Annotated in this window: 16 protein-coding genes, 1 tRNA gene, 1 other RNA gene and 1 other annotated feature; of the genes, 4 read left to right on the top strand and 14 right to left on the bottom strand. The window is 37.1% G+C overall.

Annotated features, from left to right (window positions below; genetic code table 11):
- Nucleotides 1-190: 190 nt before the first annotated feature.
- From AC0NJG_RS28145 to tadA, 7 genes are all read right to left on the bottom strand, one after another.
- A complete protein-coding gene (locus tag AC0NJG_RS28145) occupies nt 191-460 on the bottom strand; it encodes a pro-sigmaK processing inhibitor BofA family protein (protein WP_087952076.1) in 270 nt (89 codons plus the stop codon).
- 216 nt (nt 461-676) lie between these two features.
- Nucleotides 677-898, bottom strand: a complete 222-nt coding sequence (locus AC0NJG_RS28140; protein WP_000466020.1) for a YaaL family protein — start codon at nt 896-898, stop codon at nt 677-679.
- A 14-nt stretch (nt 899-912) separates the two neighbouring features.
- Entirely contained in the window at nt 913-1,509 is a 597-nt protein-coding gene (gene recR / locus AC0NJG_RS28135; RefSeq protein ID WP_000559169.1) for a recombination protein RecR, read from the bottom strand.
- 14 nt (nt 1,510-1,523) lie between these two features.
- A complete protein-coding gene (locus AC0NJG_RS28130) occupies nt 1,524-1,850 on the bottom strand; it encodes a YbaB/EbfC family nucleoid-associated protein (RefSeq protein WP_173602315.1) in 327 nt (108 codons plus the stop codon).
- 25 nt (nt 1,851-1,875) lie between these two features.
- The gene (dnaX, locus tag AC0NJG_RS28125) at nt 1,876-3,564 is read right to left on the bottom strand and encodes a DNA polymerase III subunit gamma/tau (protein WP_087952074.1); all 1,689 of its coding nucleotides are present in this window, start codon (nt 3,562-3,564) and stop codon (nt 1,876-1,878) included.
- Nucleotides 3,565-3,696: 132 nt separating this feature from the next.
- An RNA gene (gene ffs, locus AC0NJG_RS28120) (signal recognition particle sRNA large type) lies at nt 3,697-3,961 on the bottom strand.
- Nucleotides 3,962-4,040: 79 nt separating this feature from the next.
- Nucleotides 4,041-4,541: a tRNA adenosine(34) deaminase TadA gene (gene tadA / locus AC0NJG_RS28115; RefSeq protein WP_000439009.1), complete on the bottom strand. Its 501-nt coding sequence runs from the start codon at nt 4,539-4,541 to the stop codon at nt 4,041-4,043.
- A 107-nt stretch (nt 4,542-4,648) separates the two neighbouring features.
- Between tadA and AC0NJG_RS28110 the strand changes: the two genes are divergently transcribed.
- The 3 genes from AC0NJG_RS28110 (at nt 4,649) to AC0NJG_RS28100 (ending at nt 6,620) form a co-directional block, all read left to right on the top strand.
- The gene (locus AC0NJG_RS28110) at nt 4,649-5,188 is read left to right on the top strand and encodes a cysteine hydrolase family protein (RefSeq protein ID WP_474063677.1); all 540 of its coding nucleotides are present in this window, start codon (nt 4,649-4,651) and stop codon (nt 5,186-5,188) included.
- A 125-nt stretch (nt 5,189-5,313) separates the two neighbouring features.
- The gene (locus tag AC0NJG_RS28105) at nt 5,314-5,949 is read left to right on the top strand and encodes a deoxynucleoside kinase (RefSeq protein WP_087952072.1); all 636 of its coding nucleotides are present in this window, start codon (nt 5,314-5,316) and stop codon (nt 5,947-5,949) included.
- Nucleotides 5,950-5,951: 2 nt separating this feature from the next.
- Nucleotides 5,952-6,620: a deoxynucleoside kinase gene (locus AC0NJG_RS28100; protein WP_001053585.1), complete on the top strand. Its 669-nt coding sequence runs from the start codon at nt 5,952-5,954 to the stop codon at nt 6,618-6,620.
- A gap of 35 nt (nt 6,621-6,655) precedes the next feature.
- Here AC0NJG_RS28100 and AC0NJG_RS28095 read toward each other — a convergent pair whose 3' ends face one another.
- The 7 genes from AC0NJG_RS28095 to guaB form a co-directional block, all read right to left on the bottom strand.
- Complete coding sequence (locus AC0NJG_RS28095) at nt 6,656-7,048, bottom strand: sigma factor-like helix-turn-helix DNA-binding protein (protein WP_087994200.1); 393 nt, start codon at nt 7,046-7,048, stop codon at nt 6,656-6,658.
- A 165-nt stretch (nt 7,049-7,213) separates the two neighbouring features.
- Nucleotides 7,214-7,306 (bottom strand) — tRNA-Ser (locus tag AC0NJG_RS28090).
- Between the two features lie 156 nt (nt 7,307-7,462).
- Nucleotides 7,463-8,737: a serine--tRNA ligase gene (gene serS, locus AC0NJG_RS28085; protein WP_000884181.1), complete on the bottom strand. Its 1,275-nt coding sequence runs from the start codon at nt 8,735-8,737 to the stop codon at nt 7,463-7,465.
- A gap of 51 nt (nt 8,738-8,788) precedes the next feature.
- Nucleotides 8,789-9,010, bottom strand: a binding site (T-box leader).
- Nucleotides 9,011-9,064: 54 nt separating this feature from the next.
- The gene (gene pdxT / locus AC0NJG_RS28080) at nt 9,065-9,655 is read right to left on the bottom strand and encodes a pyridoxal 5'-phosphate synthase glutaminase subunit PdxT (RefSeq protein WP_308902560.1); all 591 of its coding nucleotides are present in this window, start codon (nt 9,653-9,655) and stop codon (nt 9,065-9,067) included.
- A gap of 18 nt (nt 9,656-9,673) precedes the next feature.
- Nucleotides 9,674-10,561 (bottom strand): pyridoxal 5'-phosphate synthase lyase subunit PdxS, encoded by an 888-nt coding sequence (gene pdxS / locus AC0NJG_RS28075; protein ID WP_000186156.1) that lies wholly within the window; start codon nt 10,559-10,561, stop codon nt 9,674-9,676.
- A gap of 161 nt (nt 10,562-10,722) precedes the next feature.
- Complete coding sequence (dacA, locus tag AC0NJG_RS28070) at nt 10,723-12,030, bottom strand: D-alanyl-D-alanine carboxypeptidase DacA (RefSeq protein ID WP_012644137.1); 1,308 nt, start codon at nt 12,028-12,030, stop codon at nt 10,723-10,725.
- Nucleotides 12,031-12,143: 113 nt separating this feature from the next.
- The gene (gene guaB / locus AC0NJG_RS28065; protein ID WP_000264079.1) at nt 12,144-13,607 is read right to left on the bottom strand and encodes an IMP dehydrogenase; all 1,464 of its coding nucleotides are present in this window, start codon (nt 13,605-13,607) and stop codon (nt 12,144-12,146) included.
- 115 nt (nt 13,608-13,722) lie between these two features.
- Here guaB and AC0NJG_RS28060 point away from each other — a divergent pair, with 115 nt between their 5' ends.
- Nucleotides 13,723-14,724 carry a YaaC family protein gene (locus AC0NJG_RS28060; protein ID WP_087952071.1) on the top strand — a complete coding sequence of 334 codons (1,002 nt, stop codon included), beginning with the start codon at nt 13,723-13,725 and terminating at the stop codon, nt 14,722-14,724.
- Nucleotides 14,725-14,778 lie beyond the last annotated feature (54 nt).

Genomic DNA, 14,778 nt, shown 5'->3' with positions numbered 1-14,778 from the left:
AATTGACGTTTCACGTTGTTTGTTTCGTTTAGTTTTCAAAGTTCAACATCGCGTTGCAGCGACTTTTATAATTTAACATTTTGCGTTAAACCTGTCAACAACTTTTTTCTTTCGTTCCTGACGACGCTTATTAATTTACCATATTAACCATTAACAAGTCAACACTTTTAAAAAAAATGCCAAAATAAATTTATCTTGGCATGATATAAAGCTTAATAACCACTAATGCAGCAACACCGGGTAAACCTAATAAACTTGTAATCGTTGCGGTCCCCAAGTTAATTGGAATATGAAAATCAAAATACGTTCCTACAACATTTACGATAAAAAGTAATGCTACTCCTAAAGTAACATGAAAGAGCGCTTTTCCTATAAAACGTAACGGCTTAGAAGAAACACCAAAAACAAGGAAAATAAAAATTAACGTAAGAATACCAACAATAATAATTGTAGAATTCATTTTTTCCTCCTTATGAATGACCTATACACATTTATTTGTATGGGACAAGACGATAAAAAAGAACGTTTATTATATAACTCCAGTCGTTTCATCTTATTTACCTTGATTCGGCTACACATTCTTCACAAACAAACATTAATCGATCTTTCCAAACGAAGTGACTACTACATATTTAACGAATAAAATAAAAAGGCTCTGCTTTTTCAGCAGAACCTTTTACCATTGTTCCATCTTCACAGGACGACGTTTTGCTTCTTTTAGCAAGAAGAAATATTTCGCCTCTGCTATTTTCAAAGAACAAAGTACATCTTGAGATGGTTCAACACTTTGTTCAACCATTCTCTTTTGACGTAACCATTCATTCTTCACTTTTTCTAATAGTACAATTAGCTTATCATCATACTCTTTACGCAATTTACCCTTTTTTTGAAAGAACATTTTTGTTTCTCCTCTTATACTTCTCTACGACCTTCTAACGCTTTCGACAGTGTCACTTCATCTGCATATTCTAAATCTCCACCAACTGGCAGACCGTGTGCAATACGAGTTACTTTAATACCTGTCGGCTTTAAGAGGCGGGATATATACATCGCTGTAGCTTCCCCTTCAATATTAGGATTTGTTGCTAATATTACTTCTTGTACTGTTTCATCGTGTAGTCGCTTTAGAAGTTGCGGGATATTAATGTCTTCTGGTCCAATTCCCTCCATTGGAGAGATAGCACCACGTAACACATGATATACACCTTGATACTCTTTCATCTTTTCCATCGCGATTACATCTTTCGGTTCTTGCACGACACAAACAACTGATTGATCTCGATGTGAATCGTTACAAATATAACAAGGGTCACGGTCAGTAATATGCCCACATACAGAACAATATGCTAAGTCTCGCTTCGCATTTACAAGTGCTTTTGCAAAACCTAACACATCATCTTCTTTCATATCTAATACGAAAAACGCCAATCGAACCGCTGTTTTCGGTCCGATTCCTGGCAATTTCATAAAACTATCAATTAGTTTTGATATTGGTTCTGGATAATGCATATATCAATATCCTCCTAGAACATTCCACCCGGTAAGTTTAAGCCTTTTGTAAATTTACCCATTGTAGAGTTTGAAAGTTCATCAGCTTTTTTAAGTGCATCGTTTGTTGCAGCTAACACTAAGTCTTGTAACATTTCGATATCTTCTGGATCTACAACTTCTTCTTTCATTTTTACTTCAAGAATTTGCTTATGACCATTTGCAATAACTGTGATCATACCGCCGCCAGCTGTACCTTCAACTGTTTTTTCGCCAAGTTCTTCTTGCGCCTTTGCCATTTCCTTTTGCATCTTTTGCATTTGTTTCATCATGTTATTCATATTTCCCATTCCGCCACGCATCATAATTAATTCCTCCTAATTATTATTACTCTTTTATTTCAATGAGTTCTTGCCCTACTAATTTTACAGCCTCTTCTATAAGAGGATCTTCTTTTTTCTCTGGGCTTTCTTCAGAACTTCCACCTTCACGCTGTAAAAAATCTTCACGGATTTTACCCCACTCACTTTTTGGAATGGCAATCATATTTAATCTTTTACTTAGCAATTCAAATAAAGTTTGTTCCACTGTATCCATAGCCTCTCGATTTTCGCTTGCCATTTTACAGTGAATCTCATATTGGAACGCTAAAACGTAAGTATCATCTGAAGCCGCTACCGGTTCGCTATTTTCTAATAAAACAGCAAACGCTACTTTGTTGTATGCTTTGAGTCTTCCTAACAACTCACCCCATACAGCTTTTAATTGTTCTAAATCTTGACGCTTTGCTTGCTTTAATACTTCATTTACGCGTCCGACAGGTATCTTCATACTTCCTGTCCGTACTGGCTTTGGTGCTGCACGTGTCTCTCTGACTTCCTGCTGCACACCGGCCGGCACACCATTCTTTTTAACTTCTTCTAACTCTTTCTCCAATTGCTGCATCCTGTTCATAATTGCTTGTAAACGATCTGCACCATTTGCTTGCATCATAAACTGTTGACACAGTTGTACCATAACAACTTCTAAGAAAATTCGCGGATGATTTGTCCACTTCATTTCCTGTTGTGCTTTACTAAGAGTATGAATGATCTCATAGATTACTTCCGGTTGCATTTCTTCACTTAACGTCCGGAATTGCTCATCTACCATTACTCGTTCCAACATATGTTCCAATTGTGGTGAAGTTTGATATAAAAGCATATCACGATAATAGTAAATGAAATCTTCCATAAAGCGAACTGGATCTTTCCCTTTACCCATCATCTCATCTATGATACGTAATGCTCTTGATACATCATTTTCACGTATACATTCTACTAAGTTGCCTAAGTATTGCTGAGAAACAGACCCTGTTACAGCTAATACATCTTCTGTCGTAACGGTCTCATCACTATAAGATATTGCCTGATCAATAAGACTAAGCGCATCACGCATACCACCTTCAGCGGCACGTGCAACAATTTGTAACGCCTCATCTTCTACTTGCGTACCTTCATTGTTCACAACTGTCGATAATCTCTCAACAATATCATTTACTGATATCTTTCTGAATTCGAAACGTTGGCAACGCGAAATAATTGTAGGCGGTATCTTATGTGGTTCTGTTGTCGCCAAAATAAAGATAACATGTCCGGGCGGTTCTTCTAACGTTTTTAAAAGCGCATTGAAGGCACCCATGGAAAGCATGTGAACTTCATCAATGATGTATACTTTATATTCTACAGCACTTGGAGCATATTTTACTTTATCTCTAATATCTCGAATTTCATCTACACCGTTATTTGAAGCCGCATCGATTTCTAATACATCTGAAATAGATCCTTGTGTAATCCCCAAACAAGAAGGACATTCATTACAAGGTTCAGCTACCGGAGCATGTTCACAGTTAATTGCTTTTGCAAACACTTTTGCAATTGTCGTTTTTCCTGTTCCCCTCGGCCCAGAAAATAAATAAGCATGTGAAACTTTCTCTTGAAGAAGGGCATTTTGCAACGTTTTTGTCACGTGCTTTTGACCGACTACATCTTCAAACTTTTGCGGTCTCCATGTTCGGTATAACGCTTGGTATGACACGAAAATACGGCCTCCCTCAAAGGTTATTATCTCATTTATTATAACCCATTCTGTTTATAGATTCCAAAAGTTATTTTCTATACAAAAAACCCACCTTAGTATTAAGGTGAGTTTTGTATACATATATAACTGCCGTGCACCTTCTGTCGATTACGTACCATAAGCGTTACTTAAGCAGTTAGCTCGGTTCAGGCACTCCTGCGGCACACGAGAAGACCCGCTTATTGCTGCTTCCTTCCGGACCTGACAAGGTTCACGGGGTCCCGTTGCGCAGGACCCAAACGTCAACACCACTTACTTAAGGCAGACCTTACAGCAACATAACCTCGAGAAGGGATTCGGCCTCGCTAGAGCGGATTGCGAGTATAGGGCACCGCTACCTCCCCGCTTAGCACGGCAAAGTTAAAACCAATATTCGGTTGCCTTCATTAAAGGCACTATCAGTATAACTTGTTTTTTTATAAAATGCAAATACGTTAATTCTCTTTACTTTTCTCTAATTTCTTAATCGCTTTTCTTTTTTTACGAAGCGCTCTAAAAAAGTTCGTTAACAGCGTACCGCACTCTTCTTCTAATACACCAGCTACTACTTCACATTGATGATTAAAGCGTTCATCCGTTAACAGATTCATCAATGTCCCTGCGCATCCACCTTTCGGATCACTCGCACCATATACAACTCGCTTTACTCGTGATAAAACAATTCCACCCGCACACATCGGACAAGGCTCTAATGTTACATATAACGTCGCATCTTCTAAACGCCATGTCCCTAATTTTTTGCACGCCTCATCAATAGCTAACAACTCAGCGTGAGCTATTGATCTTTGCTCAGTCTCCCTTAAATTATGAGCAACACTAATTACTTCACCATCCAATACTATAACTGCACCAATCGGTACTTCTTGTATTGCCTCTGCTTTTTTAGCCTCTTCTATTGCTAACTGCATAAAATAAATATCTTGATCACGTTCCATAACATAGTCCTTTCATTACAAATAAAGTACACTTATTTCCATTTACTACACATGGGATAACTTTTACAAATTCAATCCACCCTAAGAAAAAAGAGAGGGGATTACATATGAAGAATACTGCCTTACTCATTATCGATATGATTAATGACTTTCAATTTTCACATGGGCCTATCCTAGCCGAAAAATGCGAAATTATAACCAACCCTATTTTACAATTAAAGAAAATAATGAAATCCTTCGGTTGCCCCATCATTTATATTAATGACCATTATCAACTTTGGAGATCTGATATTGACCAATTGATTACTCATTGTACCAATGAGTATAGTGAAAATATCATTCATAAGATCGCTCCAAATGCTGATGATTACATTTTTATTAAACCACATTACTCTGCTTTTTATGAAACACCTTTAAATTCTTTATTAGGCTATTTAAAAATAGAAAATCTAATATTAACAGGTGTCGCCGGGAATATATGTATCCTCTTTACAGCTAACGATGCTCATATGAGGAATTATACATTGTATGTACCACAGGACTGTATTGCATCTAATGATGATCAGGATAACCTGCATGCTTTAAAAATAATGGAAACCACATTAAAAGCAAATATAGTACCGTCGTCTCAAATAAAATTTAATTAATACATATATCTATTTTCCAACTTTTTATATCAAATTAACCCGCTCGCTTCCCTCTTGTGCTACAATAATTCTGTTTTGTGTTTTTAGTAGTCACGGTAAATCACTGATTGAAAGGAGGAAACAGCGTGACCGGAGTACCATTTATCACGGTTGAAGGACCAATTGGTGTTGGAAAAACTTCACTTGCGAAGGAAATTTCAACTCACATGCAACTCCACTTACTGAAAGAGATTGTTGATGAAAACCCCTTTTTAGGAAAGTTCTATGAAGACATCGACGAATGGAGTTTTCAAACAGAGATGTTCTTTCTTTGTAATAGATACAAACAATTAGAAGATATTAACATAAAGTATTTGAATCAAAGGAAGCCAGTAGTAGCGGATTATCATATATTCAAAAATGTAATTTTCGCATCCCGTACATTAAAAGATTCTCAATATGACAAGTACATGCAAATCTATCGTATCCTTACACAAGATATGCCAGTTCCAAACGTTATCGTTTATTTAACAGCTAGCCTAGAAACATTACAAAAGCGAATCGCAATGCGCGGAAGAGAATTCGAAAAAAATATGGATCCAAATTACTTACTACAGCTCACAAAAGATTACGAAACAGCAATGGATGCTTTTAAAAAGGACCATCCAGATATCCCAGTATTGAAATTTAACGGAGACGATATGGATTTTGTAAAAAATCCTGATGATTTAAACGTCATCCTATCTACCCTTCAAAATACTCTCTTAAAGGAGTCGAAATAATAATGAATTTAAGGCAAAAATATGATATCCCAAATGACGCAGTAATCACTATCGCTGGAACAGTAGGTGTCGGTAAATCCACTATGACAACTGCACTAGCTAACGCTTTAGGGTATCGCACGTCATTTGAAAAGGTAGATTCTAACCCATATTTGGACAAGTTCTATGCTGATTTCACACGCTGGAGCTTTCACTTACAAGTGTACTTTTTAGCAGAACGATTTAAAGAACAAAAAAGAATTTTTGAATACGGCGGCGGTTTTGTTCAAGATCGCTCTATCTATGAAGACACTGGCATTTTTGCAAAAATGCATCACGAAAAAGGTACAATGACAGAAACTGATTATGAAACATACAAAGGTTTATTTGACGCTATGGTCATGACTCCTTACTTCCCTCATCCAGATTTATTAATTTACTTAGAAGGTTCTTTCGATGATATCGTTGATCGTATCCAAGAACGTGGACGTCCGATGGAACAGCAAACACCAATTGAGTATTGGAAAGAGATGCATGGGCGTTATGAAAACTGGATTAATAACTTTAATTCATGCCCTGTTTTACGATTAAACATTAATGAATACGATATTTTAAAAGATGGCGATTCCATTGAACCAATCATTAAAAAAATCGGCCATTTTTTAAAACAAACACGTAAACTTGTAAAATAAAAAACCCGTGCATACGCACGGGTTTTTCTATTAAATTACTTCTTCTTTGTTGGAGCAATAATTTCACTCTCAGGTTTTCCAGCGTTAATACGCTGACGAACAGTACTTGTACTAATATCGTACGCCTCAGCAATCTCTTTAACAGTCATTTCTTTCCCGTTAATTACTGCTGTTAATACTTTACCTGTACGTTTTGGAGCTGCTTCTTTCTTTACAGCTTCTTTTTTAACTTTTTTTGGTACCTCTACTTTTGTTGCAGTTTGCTTTACATCACAAGTGCAACCACAAAGTTTACGGAATGTATCATCGCTAATAATGCGTGATACATTTGCACCACTGTTTAAAATTCTATTGTTCTTACAGACAGGACATTGTACATAATATAAAGTTTTTCCATCTAAAGGAAACGTTTGTATAATAAGATCCATGTTGACTCCTTTCATATCTATGAAGATAATCATCGGAATATGAGTGTGTAATAAGGACAAAATCGCCTTACACCATACTTTATGATTGGTTTTAAAATAAAAACTCGTTACGTGTGGTAACGAGTTCTCCAATCTCCACTTATATGCGCTGTTGTCAATTATATCTGGAGGAGGTAGAGGGATTCGAACCCCCGCGCGACTCTCGCCGCCTGTCGGTTTTCAAGACCGATCCCTTCAGCCAGACTTGGGTATACCTCCATATTGACATCAAATATAATATCAAAAGAAAAACAGTTAGTCAACCCTACTAAAATAAATTATGAGGAAAGGAAAAATTTACTTTTCCTCTCCTATATTATAGTACTGACAACGCTCATAATTACCAATCACTCATACCGATGAATGTTTATAAATTTACTTAATAACTGTTTTTCCTCCCATATAAGGGCGAAGAACTTCTGGAATTATAATTGTACCATCTTCTTGTTGGTAGTTCTCTAAAATAGCTGCCACCGTACGTCCAATTGCAAGACCAGATCCATTTAATGTATGAACATGTTCTGGTTTGCCGTTTGGCTCACGACGGAAACGGATATTTGCACGTCTCGCTTGGAAAGCCTCGAAATTACTACAAGAAGAGATTTCACGATATGTGCCATAGCTTGGAATCCATACTTCAATATCGTATTTCTTCGCTGCCGTAAATCCTAAATCGCCTGTGCACATGCTCATAACGCGATATGGCAACTCTAATAATTGTAACACGCGTTCTGCATCATTTGTTAGTTTTTCTAACTCTTCATAAGAATCTTCTGGTTTTACGAACTTCACAAGCTCTACTTTATTGAACTGATGCTGACGAATTAAACCACGTGTATCACGGCCAGCTGAACCTGCTTCAGAACGGAAACAAGAGCTAAATGCAGCATATCTTATAGGCAATTGTTCTTTATTTAAGATCTCATCACGGTGCATATTTGTTACAGGTACTTCAGCTGTTGGAATTAAGAAGTAGTCTTCACTTTCAATACGGAATGCATCTTCTTCAAACTTCGGAAGTTGTCCTGTCCCTGTCATGCTTGCACGGTTTACCATATACGGAGGTAATACTTCTTCATATCCATGCTCATCAGTATGAAGATCCAGCATAAAGCTAATTAAAGCACGCTCTAATCTTGCGCCAGCACCTTTGTAGAATACGAAGCGGCTTCCTGTTACTTTTCCAGCACGTTCAAAATCTAGAATTCCTAAATCTGTAGCAAGATCCCAATGTGGTTTTGGTTCAAAAGCAAATTCCTTCACTTCTCCCCAAGTGCGAGCTACTACATTATCATCCTCTGTTTCACCAACTGGCGCAGATTCGTGAGGAATATTTGGAATAGATAGCATCAATCTTTCTAGATCTTCTTCAACTGTACGAAGTTCATTATCAAGATCTTTTACTTTTTCTCCAACTTCACGCATTTCTAAAATTAGAGCTTCTGCATCTTTCTTTTCGCGCTTCAATACAGAGATCTGTTGAGATACTTCGTTACGTTTACTTTTTAGTTCCTCCGTTTGAACAAGTAGTTCTCTTCTTCTCGTATCCAATTCTTCAAAGCGACCAAAATCAGTTAAATCTTCGCCTCTATGCTGTAACTTAGCTTTTACTTCTTCAAAATTTGTACGTAAAAATTTAATATCAAGCATTATATACTCCTCCTTTTATTTTATAAAACACAAAAAACTCCCGTCCCTATATAAAGGGACGGGAGTTAACCCGCGTTGCCACCCTAGTTGAAAGCATTACCGCCTTCCTCTCAAGTAGAAATAACGGCTCTTCACCGGGAATGTTTACTAATCATAAAGATATTCCACATTCCATTCCAGGATGGATTCACAAACTGTTTCTATCGATTTCCACCAACCATCGACTCTCTATAAGAAACGACATTTGTTACTACTTCCTATCAACACGCTTATTTTATAAAATTGTTACCATCAATTTACTATAATCTTATACAAGTTGCAAGTTACTTATACAACTTTTTTCATTTTCGCTTCTTTTACCATTTCTACAAAGTATGCTGTTACACGATGATCATCCGTTAATTCCGGATGGAAAGAAGCAGCTAAAAACGGCCCTTGCCTTACCGCTACCATTCGATCACCATGTATAGAAAGTACCTCAACATCATCCGCTACATTTACAACATACGGAGCACGAATAAATACGCCAACAAAATCTTCTCCCACACCTTTAATAGAAAGTGCAGCTTCAAAGCTATCTTTTTGACGTCCAAACGCATTGCGTTCAACTGTAATATCCATAGCACCAATATGTGCTTCGTCATAGCCAATAAGTGTTTTTGCAAGAAGAATCATTCCTGCACATGTACCAAACATTGGTTTACCAGACTTCGCGAATGTACGAAGTGGTTCCATGAAAGCATACTTATCAATAAGACGGCGCATAGTTGTACTTTCACCGCCTGGTAAAATAAGACCATCAATCTCTTCAAGTTGTTCTATACGCTTTACAACAACAGCTTCTGCACCACTTGCTTCAACTGATTTTACATGTTCACGAACTGCACCTTGAAGACCTAGTACACCGATTTTCACCATTTTAAAGTTCTCCTTCAATTACCATCCACGCTCTTGCATGCGTTGCTCTGGTAGTAACGTTGAAATTTCAATACCTTTCATCGCATTACCTAATCCCTTAGAAAGGCTTGCAATTAACTCGTAATCCTCATAATGAGTTGTCGCTTCAACGATTGCACGTGCAAATTTCGCTGGATTCTCTGATTTAAAGATACCAGATCCAACAAATACACCATCCGCACCAAGTTGCATCATTAATGCTGCATCTGCTGGTGTTGCTACACCACCTGCTGCAAAGTTTACAACCGGCAAACGACCAAGGCGTTTAATTTCAAGTAGTACTTCATAAGGAGCACCAGTATTTTTTGCATATGTCATTAACTCATCTTCACGTAGACTTGCAACTTGACGGATTTCTGCATTGACTTGACGCATATGACGCACTGCCTCTACAATGTTTCCTGTTCCTGGTTCACCTTTTGTACGAAGCATAGATGCACCTTCTGCAATACGACGTGCAGCTTCTCCGATATCACGGCAACCACATACAAATGGAACTGTGTAATCACGTTTATTTAAATGGTATACTTCATCGGCAGGAGTTAATACTTCACTCTCATCGATATAGTCTACCCCTAATGATTCTAATACACGTGCTTCTACAAGGTGACCGATACGGCATTTTGCCATAACCGGAATTGACACAGCACCCATAACTTCTTCAACGATTGTTGGGTCTGCCATACGAGAAACGCCACCTGCTGCACGAATATCTGCTGGTACACGCTCTAATGCCATAACGGCAACTGCGCCTGCCTCTTCTGCAATTTTTGCTTGTTCAGCGTTAATTACGTCCATAATAACGCCGCCTTTTTGCATTTCTGCCATTCCACGTTTTACACGTTCTGTCCCTGTTACATTTGTCATGTTACAAAAACCCCCCTAGGTGAATTGCTTTTCCCCGTTAAAGGCGAAAATTAAGAATACTCTTACATTCTACCACTAACTATCAGATGCTTGTCTACTACTTTTTCATAAAGTCGGTATGAAAAATAGGAATAAGAAAAAGCCCCTACAATGAGGAGCTTTTAAAACCAACCTTTTACTGTATCAACAGCACTATTCCATATACCACTAAAGAAAGAACCAATTCCGCGCATAGCACGAGTAAACCAGTTTGCTTCTTCTACTTCAGCTGTTGTTACAAGATCCACTTGCAACGACTTACCAGTTAAAAATCCAGGATCGTTTGTATCTTTTGGCGTAATGACCATTTGACCAAGCGCAGCTCCTTTTTTAATAGGTGCTTCTTGTCCCTTACTTGATTCTTTTAATTCTGTTTTATAAACATCTTTACTTCCTTTTGGTACTGGAAGTGAAATGGCTTGTTTCGTTTGAACTGCTACATCTTTATCTTTCGCATTTTCTACTCGTACTGTTTCTTGTCCTTTTACTGAAGAACCTTTTTTATACATTTGTTTCATTTCAAAGTTAGCAAATCCATAATCATATAGCTTCTTTGTTTCATCAAAACGTGCTGTATGAGAACTTGTTTTAATCACTACAGAAATAAAACGCATACCGTTTCTTTCAACCGTACCAGTGAAGCAATCTCCCGCTTCTGGAGTTGAGCCTGTTTTTAGGCCATCTACGCCATCATATTCTTTAACTAAGCCCTTTAACATCCAGTTCCAGTTCGACATTGCAAACTTCTCTTTTTCTGGACGGAATTCTTTTTTCGGGATTTTTGCTGTATCTAACACTTTTGGATAATCTTTAATTAAATGTTGTGCTAAAGTTGCAACATCCTTTGCAGACATTTTATTTTCTTCATCCGCTGTTGTTCCTTCTGGATGCATTCCCTTTAAATCTTTATTCGTTAAACCTGTAGAATTGACAAATTTATAATTTTTCAACCCTAGTTCTTTCGATTTATCATTCATCATTTTTACGAAATCTACTTCTTTACCTGCAATTGCTTCTGCTAATGCAATCGTTGCACCATTTGCAGAGAAGATTGCCATTGCCTCGTATAACTCTTTTACTGTGTAAGAGCCGCCATTTTCTAATGCTACATTTGACAATGAAGCATCCTGTGAAACTTTATACGCATATTCAGAAACCTTAATTTTCTGATCCCACTTAAGCTTTCCTTTATCCACTGCTTCGTGAACTAAATACTCACTCATCATCTTCGTCATACTAGCAATGGATAATAATTCATCTGCATTCTTTTGATATACAATTTTTCCAGAATTCGCTTCAACTAAAATTGCCGCACCTGCTTCAATATTTAAAGCGGCTCCTGTTTCAGCTGATGCATTGCTATATGGTAACAACATACTACAAGCTAGTGTAAGCATTGTTACTAGTGCAATGAATCTTTTGCAAAACATACCTTTCACTTTTGCTACCCCCAATATCTATGTACTCACATAACCGTTATTCTAACATAATCAAAAAAAAATAGACAGAGATATAAAATCTCCGTCTATTTATATATGAGACATTATAATGAGTAGTTTGGAGCCTCTTTTGTAATTTGTACGTGATGAGGATGACTTTCAAGTAAACCAGCACCTGACATACGAACAAATTGTGCATTCTCACGTAAAAATTCTAAATCTTGTGCTCCGCAATATCCCATACCCGCACGTAATCCACCAACTAATTGATGAACCGTATCTGCTAAAGGCCCTTTATATGGTACTCGTCCTTCAATACCTTCTGGAACAAGTTTTTTATTTCCTTCTTGGAAATAACGATCTTTACTTCCTTTTTCCATAGCTCCGACAGAACCCATACCACGATATACTTTAAATTGGCGACCTTGATAAATTTCAGTTTCACCAGGACTTTCAGCAACACCAGCAAACATACTACCTAGCATAACAACATGTGCTCCTGCTGCTAAAGCTTTAACCATATCACCAGAGTATTTAATACCACCGTCAGCGATAACTGGGATACCGTGTTTACGAGCTTCTGTTGCACAATCATAAACCGCTGTTAATTGTGGTACACCAACCCCAGCTACAACACGTGTTGTACAGATAGAGCCTGGTCCAATACCAACTTTAACTACGTTTGCACCTGCTTCAATTAATGCTCTTGTTGCTTCAGCAGTAGCAACATTTCCAGCGATAATATTTAATGATGGATACTTTGCACGAACTTCTTTTACTTTATCAATAACGCCTTGAGAATGTCCATGAGCTGTATCAAGTACGATTGCATCTACGCTAGCTTTTACTAATGCGTCAATACGAGTCATAGCATCAGCCGTTACACCAACTGCTGCTCCAACTAATAAGCGCCCTTGCTTATCCTTCGCAGAATTTGGGAATTCAATTACTTTTTCAATATCTTTTATTGTAATAAGCCCTTGTAATACACCGTTGTTATCAACAAGAGGGAGTTTTTCAATTTTATACTTTTGTAGGATCTTTTCAGCCTCATCTAGCGTTGTACCAACTGGAGCTGTAATTAGCTGTTCTTTTGTCATTACGTCGGAAATTTTGATTGAATAGTCTTGGATAAAACGCATATCACGGTTTGTAATAATACCAACTAATTTTCGCTCGTCTAAATTATTTACAACCGGTACACCTGAGATACGATATTTCCCCATAAGGTGCTCTGCATCATACACTTGATGTTCTGGAGTTAAAAAGAAAGGATCTGAAATAACACCACTTTCAGAACGTTTTACTTTATCAACCTGCTCGGCTTGTTGTTCAATAGACATATTTTTATGAATAATTCCTAAACCGCCTTGACGAGCCATTGCAATAGCCATATCCGCTTCTGTTACTGTATCCATTCCTGCACTAATTAACGGGATGTTTAACTGTAAGCTTTCAGATAAAACTGTTTTAACACTTACTTCTCTTGGTAGTACATCTGACTTTGCTGGCACAAGTAATACGTCATCAAAAGTCAAACCTTCTTTAACAAATTTAGATTCCCACATAATTGTTCCCCCCATGATACCAGAAATTATTATTAGTAGCTTATCAATTGGTTAAAATACTGTCAAGGACGTATATATATGTTAGAATTTTTAGACAATAAAAGGAGCGTAATATATGCATCAAACACATTGTACTTGGCAGCAACTAAGTTTCTTCTTTTCATCTCAAAATGTACAACGTTATCTTGCCCGTTGTTATGAAAAATCCTCCATACAAAATGCTGAAAAAAAAAGTTTCGAAAATTGTTATCCTTTTATTTATTACTTAGAACATGGGAAAAATTATTACGAATTATATAAGGTAGCTCCCTTTTCGATTCAGCCAATGTTATTGTTTTATGGAATGAGCCAACTTTTTAAAGCATGCTTATTAACTATTGATCCAAACTATCCTGAATCCACTACTGTTTTAGCTCATGGCGTTACGACTCGTAAGCGAAAAAAACAGGGATATCAATTTTTAGAAGATGAGGTAAAAGTACAAAAAAATGGACTATTTACTCATGTTGCAGAACAGCTGTTTCACATAAAACACTTAGAATCAGAGAAGTTTAACATGTTGGATTTAATGGGAAATATTCCTGAATTACAAAACTTATTTCGCTATAGTCAGCGAGGTTCCACTTTGTATAAAATTGATTCAACAAATGCAAATGAACTTTCCTTTTCAGTCAACATACTAGATCGACTTCATATGACTTCAGAAAGATTTTCACGTTATATTGAATCAATTTGTAAGCACTTATCCGTGCAACATGTCACCGGGAAAACGAGCGCATCCAATTTACTTTTTACAGCTCCTATCCAATCGTGGAATCCTATATATAGTACGCCTTTATACTACGAATATCTCGCTGATACTTATTACTTACCACTTACAACTGACCCTAGAAATCCTACACCCGTATTACCTGAACTTCTTGTTCATTATTTATTGCTCTACAATTTAAGTATGATTTCTAGATACGAAACAGATTGGTGGTATGATTTACTTGGAAGCTATGGCTCTGAAGATTACCCATTTATTTATCAATTTCTTACTATTTCTGCTCAAAAAATCCCTTACTACATTTCGAATTTTTTACTAGCAGAACCGAACCTATTTCATGGGAAATAAAAAAAAACACAAGTCAAAAGACTTGTGTTTTTAGTTGCTTGGCGACGTCCTACT

The organism is Bacillus sp. SSR7 (assembly GCF_055902415.1).
The sequence above is the reverse complement of the archived record's forward strand: the minus strand, read 5'-3'. Positions and strand labels throughout refer to the sequence as shown.

Bases quoted from the DNA above. Each gene is read 5' to 3' on its own strand.
- AC0NJG_RS28145 (WP_087952076.1), bottom strand. From the start codon at position 460: ATGAATTCTACAATTATTATTGTTGGTATTCTTACGTTAATTTTTATT.
- AC0NJG_RS28140 (WP_000466020.1), bottom strand. From the start codon at position 898: ATGTTCTTTCAAAAAAAGGGTAAATTGCGTAAAGAGTATGATGATAAG.
- recR (WP_000559169.1), bottom strand. From the start codon at position 1,509: ATGCATTATCCAGAACCAATATCAAAACTAATTGATAGTTTTATGAAA.
- AC0NJG_RS28130 (WP_173602315.1), bottom strand. From the start codon at position 1,850: ATGCGTGGCGGAATGGGAAATATGAATAACATGATGAAACAAATGCAA.
- tadA (WP_000439009.1), bottom strand. From the start codon at position 4,541: ATGGAACGTGATCAAGATATTTATTTTATGCAGTTAGCAATAGAAGAG.
- AC0NJG_RS28110 (WP_474063677.1), top strand. From the start codon at position 4,649: ATGAAGAATACTGCCTTACTCATTATCGATATGATTAATGACTTTCAA.
- AC0NJG_RS28100 (WP_001053585.1), top strand. From the start codon at position 5,952: ATGAATTTAAGGCAAAAATATGATATCCCAAATGACGCAGTAATCACT.
- AC0NJG_RS28095 (WP_087994200.1), bottom strand. From the start codon at position 7,048: ATGGATCTTATTATACAAACGTTTCCTTTAGATGGAAAAACTTTATAT.
- serS (WP_000884181.1), bottom strand. From the start codon at position 8,737: ATGCTTGATATTAAATTTTTACGTACAAATTTTGAAGAAGTAAAAGCT.
- pdxT (WP_308902560.1), bottom strand. From the start codon at position 9,655: ATGGTGAAAATCGGTGTACTAGGTCTTCAAGGTGCAGTTCGTGAACAT.
- pdxS (WP_000186156.1), bottom strand. From the start codon at position 10,561: ATGACAAATGTAACAGGGACAGAACGTGTAAAACGTGGAATGGCAGAA.
- dacA (WP_012644137.1), bottom strand. From the start codon at position 12,030: ATGTTTTGCAAAAGATTCATTGCACTAGTAACAATGCTTACACTAGCT.
- guaB (WP_000264079.1), bottom strand. From the start codon at position 13,607: ATGTGGGAATCTAAATTTGTTAAAGAAGGTTTGACTTTTGATGACGTA.
- AC0NJG_RS28060 (WP_087952071.1), top strand. From the start codon at position 13,723: ATGCATCAAACACATTGTACTTGGCAGCAACTAAGTTTCTTCTTTTCA.